Annotated in this window: 14 protein-coding genes; 4 read left to right on the forward strand and 10 right to left on the reverse strand. The window is 70.9% G+C overall.

The annotated features are described in order from the left end of the window. Positions 1-447: 447 nt before the first annotated feature. The gene (locus ACGFNV_RS11615; RefSeq protein ID WP_393621512.1) at positions 448-1,455 is read right to left on the reverse strand and encodes a stage II sporulation protein M; all 1,008 of its coding nucleotides are present in this window, start codon (positions 1,453-1,455) and stop codon (positions 448-450) included. 131 nt (positions 1,456-1,586) lie between these two features. Between ACGFNV_RS11615 and ACGFNV_RS11620 the strand changes: the two genes are divergently transcribed. Then, positions 1,587-2,621 carry an RDD family protein gene (locus ACGFNV_RS11620; RefSeq protein WP_393621514.1) on the forward strand — a complete coding sequence of 345 codons (1,035 nt, stop codon included), beginning with the start codon at positions 1,587-1,589 and terminating at the stop codon, positions 2,619-2,621. 16 nt (positions 2,622-2,637) lie between these two features. On the opposite strand, the gene ACGFNV_RS11625 is transcribed toward ACGFNV_RS11620, so the two are convergent. Together ACGFNV_RS11625 and ahcY are read right to left on the reverse strand one after the other, a co-directional pair. After that, on the reverse strand, positions 2,638-3,252 hold the full coding sequence (locus ACGFNV_RS11625) for a hypothetical protein (protein WP_393621515.1): 615 nt from the start codon (positions 3,250-3,252) through the stop codon (positions 2,638-2,640). A gap of 161 nt (positions 3,253-3,413) precedes the next feature. Beyond that, complete coding sequence (gene ahcY, locus ACGFNV_RS11630) at positions 3,414-4,871, reverse strand: adenosylhomocysteinase (RefSeq protein ID WP_393621517.1); 1,458 nt, start codon at positions 4,869-4,871, stop codon at positions 3,414-3,416. Between the two features lie 456 nt (positions 4,872-5,327). Between ahcY and ACGFNV_RS11635 the strand changes: the two genes are divergently transcribed. After that, positions 5,328-7,466, forward strand: a complete 2,139-nt coding sequence (locus ACGFNV_RS11635) for a fructose-specific PTS transporter subunit EIIC (RefSeq protein ID WP_393621519.1) — start codon at positions 5,328-5,330, stop codon at positions 7,464-7,466. 173 nt (positions 7,467-7,639) lie between these two features. Then, positions 7,640-8,056, forward strand: coding sequence for a S26 family signal peptidase (locus ACGFNV_RS11640; protein ID WP_393621521.1), 417 nt, complete (start codon positions 7,640-7,642; stop codon positions 8,054-8,056). An 82-nt stretch (positions 8,057-8,138) separates the two neighbouring features. Here the strand turns inward: ACGFNV_RS11640 and ACGFNV_RS11645 are convergent, their stop codons facing one another. The 7 genes from ACGFNV_RS11645 to ACGFNV_RS11675 all read right to left on the reverse strand — a co-directional run bounded on the left by ACGFNV_RS11645 (position 8,139) and on the right by ACGFNV_RS11675 (position 14,594). Beyond that, on the reverse strand, positions 8,139-9,119 hold the full coding sequence (locus ACGFNV_RS11645; protein WP_393621523.1) for a cation diffusion facilitator family transporter: 981 nt from the start codon (positions 9,117-9,119) through the stop codon (positions 8,139-8,141). Positions 9,120-9,240: 121 nt separating this feature from the next. After that, positions 9,241-10,392, reverse strand: coding sequence for a mannose-6-phosphate isomerase, class I (manA, locus tag ACGFNV_RS11650; protein WP_393621524.1), 1,152 nt, complete (start codon positions 10,390-10,392; stop codon positions 9,241-9,243). A 197-nt stretch (positions 10,393-10,589) separates the two neighbouring features. Continuing rightward, positions 10,590-11,729, reverse strand: coding sequence for an SIS domain-containing protein (locus ACGFNV_RS11655; RefSeq protein WP_393621525.1), 1,140 nt, complete (start codon positions 11,727-11,729; stop codon positions 10,590-10,592). Positions 11,730-11,765: 36 nt separating this feature from the next. After that, on the reverse strand, positions 11,766-11,936 hold the full coding sequence (locus tag ACGFNV_RS11660) for a Trm112 family protein (RefSeq protein WP_393621527.1): 171 nt from the start codon (positions 11,934-11,936) through the stop codon (positions 11,766-11,768). 289 nt (positions 11,937-12,225) lie between these two features. Beyond that, positions 12,226-13,590, reverse strand: coding sequence for a phosphomannomutase/phosphoglucomutase (locus ACGFNV_RS11665; RefSeq protein WP_393621528.1), 1,365 nt, complete (start codon positions 13,588-13,590; stop codon positions 12,226-12,228). A 235-nt stretch (positions 13,591-13,825) separates the two neighbouring features. Further along, positions 13,826-14,002 (reverse strand): hypothetical protein, encoded by a 177-nt coding sequence (locus ACGFNV_RS11670; protein ID WP_393621529.1) that lies wholly within the window; start codon positions 14,000-14,002, stop codon positions 13,826-13,828. 166 nt (positions 14,003-14,168) lie between these two features. Continuing rightward, on the reverse strand, positions 14,169-14,594 hold the full coding sequence (locus ACGFNV_RS11675) for a DUF3499 domain-containing protein (RefSeq protein WP_133928600.1): 426 nt from the start codon (positions 14,592-14,594) through the stop codon (positions 14,169-14,171). 306 nt (positions 14,595-14,900) lie between these two features. Between ACGFNV_RS11675 and ACGFNV_RS11680 the strand changes: the two genes are divergently transcribed. Then, complete coding sequence (locus ACGFNV_RS11680) at positions 14,901-15,350, forward strand: metallopeptidase family protein (RefSeq protein WP_133929152.1); 450 nt, start codon at positions 14,901-14,903, stop codon at positions 15,348-15,350. The last annotated feature ends 16 nt before the right edge of the window (positions 15,351-15,366 follow it).

Consider the following 15,366-nt stretch of genomic DNA (forward strand, 5'->3'; position numbering starts at 1 on the left):
ACATATCTGGCGTTGATTTTTGGCACGCTGTTGAGTTCTCAAGGAACGGACGCTTCCTTTGTACTCACCCGAGAGACTCTCTCAGGCTTTCCTCCGGGCGCTTCCCTTCGGTCTTGCGTTTCCGACTCTATCAGATCTTTTTCCGATCCGATTTCCTCGGTGCTTTCCAGGTTCTCGCTCTCGCGTTTCCCTTTCCGGCGGTTCCGACTTTATCAGAAGTCTCGGGCCGCTTTAACCGGCCGTCTGTTTCCGAATCATCGGGAGGGGCTTCCCTGAAATCAGCGACCCATGGTCGATGCTTCCGGAAGCAGATAGTTTACTCACCGCTGCCGAGCCGGTGAACCCGGTTCCAAGGCAACTGTTCGAATCTACCTCCCCGCAGGCGCCGTGTCAACGGCTCTTGCGGGGCGAAGGAGACAGTAGCAGTTCGATCAGCGTGTCCGCACATCAGGCGGCTGTCGGGAGGGTCGCGCTGCGTTCCGCCTCCTCGACGTCTCCGGTGTCTCCGGCACGGACCGCGCGGCCGCCCAGGACCCAGACGTAGGCGAGGAAGGTCAGCTCGGCGAGGACGCCGATGCTGATGCGAGCCCAGGTCGGGAGGCCGGACGGGGTGACGAAGCCTTCTATGGCGCCTGAGACGAAAAGGACCAGGGCGAGGCCGATGGCCATGCCGACGGCGGCGCGGCCCTCCTCGGCGAGGGCTGTGCGTCGGGTGCGCGGGCCCGGGTCGATGAGGGTCCAGCCGAGGCGGAGCCCGGTGCCCGCGGCGACGAAGACCGCTGTCAGTTCGAGCAGGCCGTGTGGGAGGACCAGGCCGAGGAAGGTGTCGAGGCGGCCGGCGGAGGACATCAGGCCGAAGCCGACGCCCAGGTTGAGCATGTTCTGGAAGAGGATCCAGAGGACGGGCAGCCCCAGGAAGACGCCCAGGACCAGGCACATCGCGGCGGCCTGGGCGTTGTTCGTCCACACTTGGGCGGCGAAGGCGGCCGCGGGGTGGCTCGAGTAGTAGGTCTCGTACTCGCCGCCGGGGCGGGTGAGCTCACGCAGTTCGCTGGGGGCCGCGATGGTGGACTGCACTTCCGGGTGGGTGCCGATCCACCAACCCAGGAGGACGGCGACGGCCGTCGAGAGCAGGGCGGTGGGTACCCACCAGCGGCGCGAGCGGTAGACCGCCGCGGGAAAGCCGTGGGCGAGGAAGCGCGTCACATCACGCCAGGAGGCGCGGCGGTTTCCTGTCACGGCACTACGCGCGCGTGCCACCAGCTGACTGAGCCGGCCGGTGAGCTGCGGATCGGGGGCGCTGGACTGGATCAGGGACAGGTGGGTGGCGGTGCGTTGGTAGAGGGCGACGAGTTCGTCGGCCTCGGTGCCGGTGAGGCGGCGCTGACGTCGGAGGAGAGCCTCGAGACGGTCCCACTCGGCGCGGTGGGCTGAGACGAAGACGTCGAGGTCCATCGGTTTTCCTGCTCCTCGGCTGTTCGTCAGCGACCGGTCTTGAGCGTCAGCTTGTCGTACTGCGGCGCGATGTGCCCTCAGCTTGGCAGACTGGCCGTTCCAGGGGCAGTGCAGGGGAAGGGACGGCGGACGTGAGTGAGCTGGTGACCGGCGAGGCGGTGGCATTGGAGCTGCGCCCCGCGAGGCTGCCCAGCAGGGCGTTGGGGATCGTGCTGGATCTCCTGGTGGCCATGTTCGCCTACGTCGTCGTGACCATGGTCCTCGTGGTCTCCGCGGCTTCCCTGGACGAGGCCGCGCAGATCGCCTTGTCCATCGCCACGTTCCTGCTCGTTCTGGTCGGTGGTCCGATCGCGGTGGAGACGCTCACCCATGGACGTTCGCTCGGGAAGCTGGCGTGCGGGCTGCGTGTGGTGCGGGACGACGGCGGGCCCATAAGGTTCCGGCACGCGCTGGTGCGGGGTGCGATCGGCGTCGTCGAGATTCTGCTGACGTTCGGGGTCGTCGCCTGTATCGCGTCGCTCGTCTCGGCGCGCGGGCGACGGCTCGGTGACGTGTTCGCGGGGACGCTGGTGGTACGGGAACGGGTGCCCGTCGGGCACGCGGGCTTCGTGCCGCCTCCTCCGCCCTGGCTCGCCGGGCGCTTCTCCGGGCTCGATCTGTCGGCGGTGCCCGATGCGCTGTGGCTCGAGATCCGGCAGTACCTGGGGCGGATGCAGCAGCTGGATCCGGCGGTCGGTTGGACGATGGCCGAACGCCTCGCCGCCGATCTCGCGACCCGTACGGGCACTCCGATGCCGCCGGGAGTTCCGTCGGCCGCGTATCTGGCGGCCGTGGTGCAGGAGCGGCAGGTACGGGAGGCCCGGCGGGCCTTCGGGAACGGTGCGGCGGCCGGTCGGCAGACGGCGGAGAGTGGCCCCGCCGGGGGCCAAGCGATCGGGAGCGGTGGCGTGGTGGGCGTGCCGGGCGCTTACGGGTCTGGGGCGTACGAGCCTTCTGCGGGCCAGCAGCCGCCGTCAGCGGGCGCTCCTCTGCCTTCTGCCTCGGCGCCCCGTCCCGGCTTGCACCCTGGGCAGTCTCAGGCGCCGGCTTCGGCAACCGGGCCTTCGGTCCCCGAGAACGAGCCGCCGGCCGAGCGCCCCTCCACCGGGTTCGCACCGCCGGCTTGACCCCGACACGGGTGCCTCACCCGAACACCGACGGCGGTGATTCGAGGTCCTCCAGCTCGATGCCGGGTGCCGCGAGGACCACGTCACCGGCGATGTGCACGGTGTGCTGTTCACCAGTGTCCAGGGCTGTGACCTGGTATTCGTCCACGGTCAGGGGGCCGTTGTCAGTGGTGTGTGCTTCGCTCTTCACCAAGGCCCAGGACTGGTCGACGGTGCGCGGGGCGAGGACCGGGTCCGTGAAGGCGACGAGGCGTACGCGGGTCGCGGAGGCGGAAGGGGTGAGGCGCAGGAGACGGGTGGTCGCGATGAGGAACGCGGGGGATGTGCCGGTGAAGGCGTGGGCGCGGACGTTGCCTTCCGTGGCCTGAGTGCCGGTGGGGTCCGTGCGGACCCAGGTGACGCCGTCCAGGGCGGCGCCGCGCACCTGCCAGCTCGCCGCGTGGAGTTCGAGGCGGATGGGCCGGCCGAGTTCGTCGAGGGTCAGGTCGACGGAGCCGGAGTGGTCGCCCGAGGGGGTGGTCAGCTGGGAGACGTAGCGCCAGCCGGAGGGGCCGGGGGCGCAGTGGAAGTGCTCTTCTGCGAGGGGGGTGTGATCGTGCGGATCGTGGAGCGAATAGCGGCCGCGGGGCATGGGGGTCCTGGATCTTGACGGGCTGACCGGGGTCGGTGCGGTCGAAGGCCAAAGGGGCAGGCCCCCGGCACGGGGGTGCGGGGGCCTGCCTCGGAGGACCTGCCGCTGCGGAGCGCGTCAGTGCACGGACGCGCTCGCAGCAAGCGGGGGTGCCGACCTGCTCAGTAGCGGTAGTGGTCCGACTTGAAGGGGCCCTCGATCTCCACGCCGATGTACGCGGCCTGCTCGGGGCGCAGCTTGGTGAGCTTCACGCCGAGCGCGTCCAGGTGGAGGCGGGCGACCTTCTCGTCGAGGTGCTTGGGGAGCACGTAGACGCCGGTCGGGTACTCGTCGGGCTTGGTGAACAGCTCGATCTGGGCCAGGGTCTGGTCCGCGAAGGAGTTGGACATCACGAACGACGGGTGACCGGTGGCGTTGCCGAGGTTCAGCAGGCGGCCCTCGGACAGGACGATGATCACCTTGCCGTCGGGGAACTTCCAGGTGTGGACCTGCGGCTTGATCTCGTCCTTGACGATGCCGGGGATCCTGGCGAGGCCGGCCATGTCGATCTCGTTGTCGAAGTGGCCGATGTTGCCGACGATGGCCTGGTGCTTCATCTTGGCCATGTCCGCGGCCATGATGATGTCCTTGTTGCCGGTCGTGGTGATGAAGATGTCGGCCTTGTCGATGACCTCGTCGAGGGTCGTGACCTGGTAGCCGTCCATCGCCGCCTGGAGGGCGCAGATCGGGTCGATCTCGGTGACGATGACGCGGGCGCCCTGTCCGCGCAGGGACTCCGCGCAGCCCTTGCCGACGTCGCCGTAGCCGCAGACGACCGCGGTCTTGCCGCCGATCAGGGTGTCGGTGGCGCGGTTGATGCCGTCGACGAGGGAGTGGCGGCAGCCGTACTTGTTGTCGAACTTCGACTTGGTGACGGCGTCGTTGACGTTGATCGCCGGGAAGAGGAGGACGCCGTCGCGCTGCATCTCGTACAGGCGGTGGACGCCGGTCGTGGTCTCCTCGGTCACGCCGCGGATCTCGGAGGACAGCTGGGTCCACTTCTGCGAACCGTCCGTGATGGTGCGGTGCAGCAGTTCGAGGATGACGCGGTGCTCGTCGGACTCGGCGGTGTCGACGGAGGGGACCTTGCCGTCCTTCTCGTACTCGACGCCCTTGTGGACGAGGAGGGTGGCGTCACCGCCGTCGTCGAGGATCATGTTCGGGCCGCCGGTGGGGCTGTCCGGCCAGGTCAGGGCCTGCTCGGTGCACCACCAGTACTCCTCCAGGGTCTCGCCCTTCCAGGCGAAGACCGGGACCCCCTGGGGGTTGTCCGGGGTGCCGTTCGGGCCGACGGCGATGGCGGCGGCCGCGTGGTCCTGGGTGGAGAAGATGTTGCAGGAGGCCCAGCGGACCTGCGCGCCCAGGGCGGTCAGGGTCTCGATCAGGACGGCCGTCTGCACGGTCATGTGGAGGGAGCCGGTGATACGGGCACCAGCGAGGGGCTGCGCCTCGGCGTACTCCTTGCGGATCGCCATCAGGCCGGGCATCTCGTGCTCGGCGAGGGTGATCTCCTTGCGGCCGAACTCGGCCAGGGAGAGGTCGGCGACCTTGAAGTCCTGTCGGTGGTCGACAGTCGTCATTACGAGCTGCTCCTCGGGGTTGGGGCGCGGTGGGTACGGCTGGTCTGCGCGGCGGCGGACGCACGGGTGCCCGAAGGAGGACACAGGCATGCCCGCGTACGCGCAGCGCAGTCCGTCGGAGGCCCTCTCTCCCTCGGTCGGTCCGCGGTGGGACCGCCCGACCGCCATCAGCAGCGACGTCTGGCTCCGTCCAAGCTACACCGGTCGTCCCGGCCGCCCCAGTCCGCCTTCGTAGACATCCTGCCAAGTACGGCGATCGATCGGTGTCCCCTGTTTGCGGGAGGGGGTGGCCCGGGAGGGGTGGAACGGCGGTGACGGGCCGGGAGGACCAGGGGGTTTGGCGTCTTTGGCGGCGGGGGCAGGTGTTGGCAGGATGCGTGGAGATCGGAACAAGTGATCGATCCTGCGGGGCGTCCGGGACGGCGGCCCGTGTGACGAAGGCGTGAGGAGATCGATGTGACCAGTCCGGCCGGCCCTCCCCCCACGGGCAGCGGCGACGGCGAGCGGAAGAGGCTGAAACTGCTCGCGGTGACCGCCTGTCCGACCGGCATCGCACACACGTACATGGCGGCGGAGAAGCTCGCGCAGGCCGCAGAGAGCCGCGGTATCGACATGAAGGTGGAGACGCAGGGATCCATCGGGGCTGAAAACGTCCTGGGCGACAACGATGTCAGCACCGCCGACGGCATCATCGTCGCGGCGGACAAGGACGTGGACCTGAGCCGTTTCGTGGGCAAGCGGGTCCTGACCGTCGGGGTCGCCGAGGGGATCCGCCACCCCGAGCGGCTCATCGAGCAGGTGCGGTCCGCGCCGGTGCACACGGCGGACGGCGCACCGTCTTCGGCGCCGGCGGGCGGGGGCCGGGGCGGTGAGCGGAGCGTGGTGTACAAGGCGCTGATGAACGGCGTCTCGTACATGATCCCGTTCGTGGTCGTGGGCGGTCTGCTGATCGCGGTCTCGCTCGCGCTCGGAGGCGACGCGACGGCCAAAGGCTATGTGATCCCGGAGGGCAGCTTCTGGGCGGACGTGAACCAGATCGGTGTCATCGGGTTCCAGTTGATGATCCCGATCCTCTCCGGCTACATCGCGTACGCCATAGCCGACCGGCCCGCCCTCGTGCCGGGCATGATCGGCGGGTGGATCGCCAACACCGGGTCGCTGTACGACTCGGAGGCCGGGGCCGGGTTCATCGGGGCGATCGTGACCGGGTTCCTCGCCGGGTATCTGGTGCTGGGCATCAAGCAGGTGAAGGTGCCCAGGTTCGTGCAGCCCATCATGCCGATCATCGTGATCCCGATCGTGGCGACGACTGCGCTTGGGCTGTTCTTCATCTACGTCGTCGGGAAACCGATCTCCTGGGTGTTCGAGCACCTGACCAGCTGGCTCAGCGGGATGACGGGCACGAGTGCGGTGCTGTTGGGAGCGATTCTCGGGCTGATGATCGCGTTCGACATGGGCGGTCCGGTCAACAAGACGGCGTTCCTGTTCGGTACGGGGCTCATCGCGACCGGCAACCAGACGGTCATGGGCATGTGCGCGGCCGCGATCCCGGTGATGCCGCTCGGGCAGGGCCTGGCCACGCTGATCCGCAAGCGGCTGTACACCGAGCAGGAGCGGGAGACGGGGCTCGCCGCGCTGTTCATGGGCTGCTTCGGCATTTCGGAGGGCGCGATCCCGTTCGCGGCGGCGCGGCCGGCGCAGGTCATCCCCGCCAACATGCTCGGGGGCGCGGTGGCCGGTGCGGTGGCCGGGCTGGCCGGGGTGGAGGACGCGGTGCCGCACGGCGGGCCGATCGTGGCGCTGCTGGGTGCGGTGAGCGGCGTGCCGATGTTCTTCGTGGCCGTCGTGATCGGCACGGTGGTGACCGCGGTGACGACGGTTCTGCTGGTGGGCTTCGGTGAGCGCGGAGGGGCCGAGGCGCCAGGTGTGGGCGCGGGCCTGCCCGGTGCCGAGCCTGTGCTGGTCGGGGCCGGTGTGGGGGCGCCGGGGGCGGAGGAACCCGTATCGGCACGGGGTGCGGGTGTGGCCGTACCGGCGCAGGGCACGGAAGCGGCCGGATACGGACAGTCGGCGCACGCGGACGACGATCGGCCCGAGCAACCGGACGAGCCCGGTCAGGCCGATCAGGCCGATCAGGCCGAGGTTCTCTCCGGATATCTCACCCGGCAGACCGTCGAGGTCCGGCTCGAGGCCTCTGACAAGGAGGCCGCGATACGGGAGTTGGCCGGGCTGCTGGCGCGGACCGGGCGGGTCGGGGATGTGGATGAGTTGGTGCGGGCGGCGTTGCGGCGGGAGGAGCAGGGCACGACCGGGCTCGGTGAGGAGATCGCGATACCGCATGCCAAGACGGACGCGGTGACCTCGCCGGTCGTCGGGTTCGCTCGGTCCTCCGAGGGCGTCGAGTGGGGCTCGTCGGACGGTACGAAGGCCCGGCTGGTGTTCATGATCGCCGTACCGGAGGCGGCCGCGGGCGACGAGCATCTGCGGATCCTGGCGTTGCTGTCGCGGAAGCTGATGGACGGCGGGTTCCGGGAGCGGTTGCTGGCGGCGCCGGACGAACGGGCCGTGCTCGGGGTGCTGGCCGAGATTCGGTAGCCGGTGGCCTGCCCGGGCCGCACGGGCTGTTCACGGTCGGCCGCTACCCTCTGCGGCCGCGGACGTTCCGCGAGGGGAGGGGGTGGCGATGAGCGGTGCGCGAAAACTCGCGGTCGCGGCCTGGGTGTCGGGGCTGTTGGGGGTGCCCGTCGTACCGGCCGGGTGACCGGGTCGTGTTCGAGCGGATGCACGGCGACGAGGTGCGGCAGGGGAACGTGGTGCTCTACTCGGCGCCGGAGCGTTTCCAGTCCGACGGTGGTGTCATGCACCGCGTCATCGGCGTCGGCGGCGATCACAGCGTGTGCTGCGCCCGTGAGAAGGTGCCCGAGGGGCGGCTGTTCGTGCTCGGCGACCATCGGGCGAACGCGATGGACTCCCGGCTCTTCGCGGACGACCACGAGGGGACGGTGCCGGTCGGTGCCGTGAAGGGCCGGGTGACGGACGACGTCATGGTGCCGGTGCTGCTGGGTCTGGCCGGGCTGCTGGGGGGCGTCGTGGCGCTGGCGGGGCTGGGGCTGGGGATCGCGGCCCTGGTGGTACGACGGCGGCGGCCGGTGCCGGTGCGGCCGCCGGTGCCCACGCGCGTGTGAGTGCGCGCGGCTTGACGGACATGCGCGAGGGCCCGCCGATGTTGCTCGGCGGGCCCTGTCGCGTCGCGCGTGTGCGTGGAGCTCAGTGCTCCGTGGGGTGCTGGGAGGGACCGCCCGGGGTCGCCTCGCGGTCGGGGCCCTTGGCGGCCTCGGCCTCGCTGTAGATGTCGGGCTCGAGGTAGATCACGCGGGCGATCGGCACGGACGCGCGGATACGGGCCTCGGCGGCGTTGATGGCGGAGGCGACCTCGGCGGCGGTGTCGTCGTGCTGGACGGCGATCTTGGCGGCGATGAGCAGCTCCTCGGGGCCGAGGTGCAGCGTGCGCATGTGGATGATGCGGGTGACGGTGTCGCCGTCGACGATCGCGGTCTCGATCTTCTTGACCTCCTCCACGCCCGCGGACTCGCCGAGCAGCAGGGACTTGGTCTCGGCGGCCAGGACGAGGGCGATCAGGATGAGCAGGATGCCGATGAAGAGGGTGCCGATGCCGTCCCAGACGCCGTCGCCGGTGAGGAGCGCCAGACCGACGCCGCCGAGGGCGAGGACCAGACCGACGAGGGCGCCGAAGTCCTCCAGGAGGACGACCGGGAGCTCGGGTGCCTTGGCGCGGCGGACGAACTCCTTCCAGGAGAGGCCGCCGCGCAGGGGGTTGGACTCCTTGATGGCCGTCCGGAAGGAGAAGCCCTCGGCGATTATGGCGAAGACCAGGACACCGACCGGCCAGTACCAGTGCTCGATCTCGTGCGGGTGCTTGACCTTCTCGTAGCCCTCGTAGATCGCGAACATGCCGCCGACCGAGAACAGGACGATCGAGACGAGGAAGGCGTAGATGTAGCGCTCGCGGCCGTAGCCGAAGGGGTGTTGCGGGGTGGCCTCGCGCTGGGCCTTCTTGCCGCCGAGCAGCAGGAGGAACTGGTTGCCGGAGTCGGCGAGCGAGTGCACCCCCTCGGCGAGCATCGACGACGAGCCGCTGAACGCGAACGCCACGAACTTCGATGCCGCGATCGCGAGGTTGGCCCCGAGTGCCGCCACGATCGCCTTGCTGCCGCCTGACGCGCTCATGTGTTCGCGTGTTCCCTTCACCTTCGTACGTACGCCGTCCAGGCCTTTGCACGTGCTTTGCCGGTGGGCCATTGTTGCAGCCCGGTCCTCGGCGGTGGGACGGGCCGTCGGCAGTGCGATCTCAGGCGACGACGGTGGCCCGGAAGACCGTTCCGGCTCCGGACATCTCGGCCTTTTCGCCCGCCGGGACGAAGACCGACTGACCGGGCGTCAGTTCGTGTTCCCCCGCGCGGACGGTTCCAGCCGTGCAGAGCAGGATCTGCGGGGTCGCGCGGGTGAGGTCGTGGACGCCGCCGCTCCCGGGGAGGACGTGGCGGGAGAGCCGGAACTCGTCGATGGGGGTCTCGTAGACCTCCTCGCCGTCCGGTGCGGCCTCCGGACGCAGGACGCCGGGGTCGCCGGCCTCGAAGCGGACGATGCGCAGGAGTTCGGGCACGTCCACGTGCTTGGGGGTGAGGCCGCAGCGCAGGACGTTGTCGGAGTTGGCCATGATCTCGACGCCGAGGCCGTTGAGGTAGGCGTGCGGTATCCCGGCCCCGAGGTACAGGGCCTCGCCGGGCTGGAGCCGGACGTGGTTGAGCAGCATCGCGGCGATGACGCCGGGGTCGCCCGGGTAGTGGTGGGCGATGCCCGCGTAGGGGGTGTAGTCGCCGCCGAGCCGGTCGCAGGCGGCCGCGGTCTCGGCGACGGTGTGGGCCATCTCCGCGGGGTCGGCGGTCAGTACGGCGGTGAGGACCTCGCGCAGCGCCGCGTCCTCGGGGTGGGCGCGCAGGACGTCGACGTACGGCTTGAGGGAGTCGACGCCGAGTCCCTCGAGGAGGTTGGCCGCGCGGGCCGGGTCGCGGAAGCCGCACAGCCCGTCGAACTCGGTGAGGGCGCAGATCAGTTCGGGCTTGTGGTTGGCGTCCTTGTAGTTGCGGTACGGCGCGTCGACGGGGATGTTGCGGCGCTCCTCGTCGGCGTAGCCCTCCCGGGCCTGCTGCAGGTCGGGGTGCACCTGGAGGGAGAGCGGGGCGCCGGCGGCGAGGATCTTGAGGAGGAACGGCAGGCGGGGGCCGAATTTGGCGACGGCCTTCGCGCCGAGTTCCCGCTCCGGGTCGGCGTCGATGACCTCGACGAGCGTGCCGCGCGCGGTGCGCGAGGGGGCGCCCGGGTGCGCTCCCATCCACATCTCCGCCTGCGGTTCACCGGTCGGCTCGACGCCGAGCAGCTTCGGGATGGCGGTGGCGGAACCCCAGGCGTAGGGGCGCACGGTGTTGTCGAGGCGGTCCATGTCCGTCGTGCTTCTCTCTGCTGGTTCTCTCGTACGACTCTCGGGACGTCCGTACGGCTCTCTCGGCTTCCCTGCGACGCCCTCCGCGCCGTCCGGACGACTCTCCCGGCGTCCGGACGACTCTCCCCGCGTCCGTACGGCGCTCAGGTCGTCCGAACGACTCTCTCGACTTCCGTACGGCGCTCAGGTCATCGTGGTCATGATCGGGCACCCGAGGCGAGCGCCAGGTAAACGGCGGCGAAATCCGTGATGGCGATCAGTTCGGCGAGGGTCTCCAGTTCGCCGCCGGGCTCGGGCTCGAGTTCGCTGATCGGTGTGTCGTGGCTGAGGGCCAGGTCACGGGCGGCGGGGGCGGCGGTGAGGCCGCCGATCGGCCGGTCGCGGAGCAGCACCACGCGCGCGTGGAGGGCGGGCGGTTCCTCGACGCGGTCGCGGAAGAAGTCGTCGGGGTCGGCGCTGGCGGCCAGCGGGCTGGCGAGCAGGGCACTGTGCCCGGCGAGTGCCTCGGGCAGTTCGGCGACGACCGCGGGGGTGCCGGAGAGCTCGGCGAGGGCGGCGGCGAAACGGTGGCCGGCGGGGCCCGCGGAGGTGCCCTCGGTCCAGATGACCGGGAGGGAGTCGGCGAGTTCGGCGGCCAGGGTCTTCGCGGGGTTGCTGTAGGTCGCGATGGCGGGGCCACAGCGTTCGGCGACCTGGTCGAGGCGGTCGGCGACCTTCTCCAGGGCATCGGGCTGGGCGGAGATCAGGCCGGCGCGGTCCAGGATCGCGAGGAGCGGGGTGAACAGGGCCCACAGGACGCCGGGGGCGGAGGCGGCGACGGGCGGCTGTTCGTCCTGCTCGTAGGGGGCGGTAGCCATCGGCACGAACAGGCCGTGCGAGGTGCTGACCGACTCGGTGAGCGGGGAGCCTGCGGGGGCTACGGCGACGACGGCGACGCCGCGCCGGTAGGCCTGCTCGGCGAGGAGGGCGAGGGACGGTTCGGAGCCGTCGGGGGTCGCGACGATGAGCAGGTCCACGGAGCCGGCCCAGCCGGGGAGTTCCCAGCGCAGGGCGCCGGCGGCGGGGGCCACGCCGGTCGGGGTGAGGCGGATGACGGGGCAGCCGGTGCCGGCGAGGGAGCCGAGGAGATCGGCGACGCAGGTGGCGGCGGCGCCGGGGCCCGCGATGAGGATCGCGCGGGGGCGGCCGTCGGGTTTGAGGTCGTTGACGCCGGCCTCGGTGGCGTGCCGAAGGGCCGTGCGGACGCGGGCGCCCGCTTCGGCGGCGCCGCGCAGGAGGGCGCGACGGTCGGCCTCGGCCAGGGCCTCCGGCGTGTCGAGCAGCGATTCGTCGAGCATGGGCGGCAGTCTCCGATCGCCGGGTCGTCGTGCGCGTTACGCGGGGCGGCGGGCCTCGTCGACGAGGAGGACGGGGATGCCGTCTCGGACGGGGTACGCCAGGCCGCAGTCCTGTCCGGTGCAGATCAGCTCGGTCTCCTCCTCCTTGAGGGGGGCGTGGCAGGCCGGGCAGGCGAGGATCTCCAGGAGGCCGGCTTCGAGCGGCATGGGGGGTCCCTTCGGGGCAGTCGTGTGCGGGTGGGTCGTGTTTGTGGTGCGGGTTGGGGGTGCGGGTTCGGGGTGTGCGGATGTGCCTGGTCAGGTTACCGCCGGTGGCGGGTGCGGCGTGGGGGTTGGGCGGGGGCGGGGTGGGTTGGGGGACGGACGGGGTGTGCCCCAGGACGGCGCCTCCGCATGCGGTCCAGCTCTCCGGTGGTCCGTCGCTCACTGCCGCGCCGCCCGCTGCTTCGCGGGGCGGCGCGGCAGTGTGAGGGGCGAGCCCCCGGGCCCCGTGCCGTCAGCTCCGGATGATGGCCAGGACCTCGTCGCGGATCTCGCTGACCGTCTTCTCGTCGCGGGCCTCGGCGTTGAGGCGGAGGAGGGGTTCGGTGTTGGAGGGGCGGACGTTGAACCACCAGTCGGGGGCGGTGACGGTGAGGCCGTCGAGGTGGTCGAGGGTGACGTCCTCACGCGCCTCGAAGGCGGAGCGCACCGCGGCGAGGCGGCCCGCCTGGTCGTCGACGGTGGAGTTGATCTCGCCGGAGGCGGCGTAGCGGTCGTACTGGGCGACGAGGCCCGAGAGCGGGCCGTCCTGGCCGCCGAGGGCCGCGAGGACGTGCAGGGCGGCCAGCATGCCGGTGTCGGCGTTCCAGAAGTCCTTGAAGTAGTAGTGGGCGGAGTGCTCGCCGCCGAAGATCGCGCCGGTGCGGGCCATCTCGGCCTTGATGAAGGAGTGGCCCACACGGGTGCGCACGGGCGTGCCGCCGTTCTCCTTCACGACCTCCGGGACCGACCAGGACGTGATCAGGTTGTGGATGACCGTGCCCTTGCCGCCGTGCTTGGCCAGCTCGCGCGAGGCCACGAGCGCGGTGATCGCGGACGGTGCGACCGGGTCGCCCTGCTCGTCGACGACGAAACAGCGGTCGGCGTCGCCGTCGAAGGCGATGCCGAGGTCGGCGCCCTCCTCACGGACCCGCTTCTGCAGGTCCACGAGGTTCGCCGGGTCCAGCGGGTTCGCCTCGTGGTTGGGGAACGTGCCGTCGAGCTCGAAGTACATCGGCACGAGCTCCAGGGGCAGGCCCGAGAAGACCGTGGGCACGGTGTGGCCGCCCATGCCGTTGCCCGCGTCGACGACGACCTTCAGGGGGCGGATGGAGGTCAGGTCGACGAGGGAGCGCAGGTGTGCCGCGTAGTCCTCCAACGTGTCGCGCTGCGTGATCGTCCCCGCCGTCGCCGCCGGTGCGGGGGCGCCCGTGTCCGACCACTGCTCCGCCAGCTCGCGGATCTCGGCCAGGCCGGTGTCCTGCCCGACCGGCGCCGCGCCCGCCCGGCACAGCTTGATGCCGTTGTACTGCGCCGGGTTGTGCGAGGCCGTGAACATGGCGCCCGGCAGGTTCAGCGCGCCCGACGCGTAGTACAGCTGGTCGGTCGAGCACAGGCCGATCTCGGTGACGTCGACGCCCTGTGCCGACGCTCCGTGCCCGAAGGCCCGCGACAGTCCGGGCGACGAGGGCCGCATGTCGTGGCCGATCACGATCGCCTCCGCGCCGGTCACCTGGGCGAAGGCCGCCCCGAAGAGCTCGGCCAGCGGCTCGTCCCACTGGTCGGGGACGACACCGCGTACGTCGTACGCCTTCACGATCTGCGACAGATCAGCAGCCACGGCGAACCCTTCTTAAAGTCCTATCGGTCATCCCAAACTATCCGCCCGGGCTGACAGTCCGCTGTGCGGGACCGTGAGTGGATTCCGAGCCGTCGCCTCAGGTCAGGGCGGCGTTCGCGAACGGTCGAAGAGCGGCGGGGCCCACGGCCGCGCGAGCGGTGGTGCGCCGGTCGGTACGGGCGCACGGAGGGACTGGGGCGCACGGGCGGACTCTGGCGCACGGACGGACTCGGGCTCAGGGATGGACTCGGTCGTACCGCACGCGCGTGTGCGGTACGACGGCCAGGGCCGCGCCGATGTCGGCCAGTTGCGCGGAGACGTGGTCGGAAGGGGGCGAACTGGGCTGCGGGAAGGCGGGTCTCAACGCCAGGACGGGCACCACGCGGGCCGGCAGGGGTATCTGACGGCCCACCACGGCGTCCAGGAGCGACAGGAGCGCGTCCGGAGCAGAAGGCGACCAGAGCGCCCGTCAGAGCCCCGCGAGGCCCACCAGGCGGGCTTGAACACCCCTCGCGATTCCGGCCACGGGGAAAGCGATTTCCCCGTCCGACGCGATCGCGAGACTGCCGTAAGGGGCCTCAGTTGTCCGGCGAGCGCAGCACCCGCAGATGGCCGCGGCGCGCGACCTCCATCGGGTCGGCTCCGCGCCCCCCGCCGCCACCGGCCCCGGCCGCCCGCTCCTGCGGACGGGCCGCCTCGCGTACGGCGTTGGCAAGCGCTTCCAGATCGTCGCCACTGGGGCGCGCGGGAGCGGAGCCGTCGAGGAGCCGGACGACCTCCCACCCGCGCGGGGCGGTGAGACGCTCGGAGTGCTCGGCGCACAGGTCGTAGCAGTGGGGTTCGGCGTAGGTGGCGAGCGGGCCGAGGACCGCGGTCGAGTCGGCGTAGACGTACGTCAGCGTCGCGACGGCAGGTCGGCCGCAAGCGGTGCGCGAACAGCGACGTACAGGGCTCACGACGTTGGACGGTACCGCACTCTTGAGCGGGCCGCGACGACTCTGCACCAGGTCACCTCACCGTGTCGCCCTGTGAAACGCCCCACACACCCTTTCCGTTGCACGTCGCTGACCTGCATCGACCCACTTGTCCGAGGTGTCGGACGATTCCCGATCCGGTCACCAGTCGGTACAAACACCGTCAATTGTCTTGAGATTGACGGTCAACGAGGGATACGGAATCGAGCCCAAGCTTGGCCGGAATGGTCATCCCGCGACATGCCCCGCGAGGCCGCCGGGCGTGTCCCGGACCGCCCGGTGGGACCGCGTGGGGACCGGGCGCGTGGCCCCGGCGGAGACTACGCTTCACCAGTGATGGACAACTCCGTACCGCCCCGTGCCGCCGGCCCAGGGCCCCGCCGTCGTGATCGACACGGCCGGGGCATGCGCGGGCCGATCGCGCCGCCGCAGGTGCCGCTCGCCGCGAGCCGTGCCGAGGTGTTCGCGGACCTGGTGCAGGACTCCGTGGAGCGCCTGGAGCGCCGGTGGCCGCAGCTCGCCGACATCGATTTCCTGGTGCTCGAGGTGCCGCGCCTCGACGGGCCCGGCGGGCCCTGGAACGACGAGGCGGTGCCCCTGGGTGGCACGGCGCCCGCGCGGGACGGGCGCCGTGCCCGCGTGGTCGTCTACCGGCGGCCCGTCGAGATCCGCACGAAGGGGCGGGACGAGCGGGCGGCACTGGTGCACGAGGTGGTCGTGGAGCAGGTCGCCGAGCTGCTGGGGCTGACTCCGGAGACGGTGGACCCCCGGTACGGCGAGGACTGACCGGGGCCCCTGCCTG

The sequence above is a fragment of the Streptomyces sp. NPDC048751 genome (assembly GCF_043198595.1).
Lineage (GTDB): Bacteria > Actinomycetota > Actinomycetes > Streptomycetales > Streptomycetaceae > Streptomyces.

What these genes read in the sequence shown, in the direction of transcription:
- ACGFNV_RS11615 (WP_393621512.1), bottom strand. Translation starts at nt 1,455, where the DNA reads ATGGACCTCGACGTCTTCGTCTCAGCCCACCGCGCCGAGTGGGACCGT.
- ACGFNV_RS11625 (WP_393621515.1), bottom strand. Translation starts at nt 3,252, where the DNA reads ATGCCCCGCGGCCGCTATTCGCTCCACGATCCGCACGATCACACCCCC.
- ahcY (WP_393621517.1), bottom strand. Translation starts at nt 4,871, where the DNA reads ATGACGACTGTCGACCACCGACAGGACTTCAAGGTCGCCGACCTCTCC.
- ACGFNV_RS11680 (WP_133929152.1), top strand. Translation starts at nt 14,901, where the DNA reads ATGGACAACTCCGTACCGCCCCGTGCCGCCGGCCCAGGGCCCCGCCGT.
- manA (WP_393621524.1), bottom strand. Translation starts at nt 10,392, where the DNA reads ATGGACCGCCTCGACAACACCGTGCGCCCCTACGCCTGGGGTTCCGCC.
- ACGFNV_RS11645 (WP_393621523.1), bottom strand. Translation starts at nt 9,119, where the DNA reads ATGAGCGCGTCAGGCGGCAGCAAGGCGATCGTGGCGGCACTCGGGGCC.
- ACGFNV_RS11655 (WP_393621525.1), bottom strand. Translation starts at nt 11,729, where the DNA reads ATGCTCGACGAATCGCTGCTCGACACGCCGGAGGCCCTGGCCGAGGCC.
- ACGFNV_RS11660 (WP_393621527.1), bottom strand. Translation starts at nt 11,936, where the DNA reads ATGCCGCTCGAAGCCGGCCTCCTGGAGATCCTCGCCTGCCCGGCCTGC.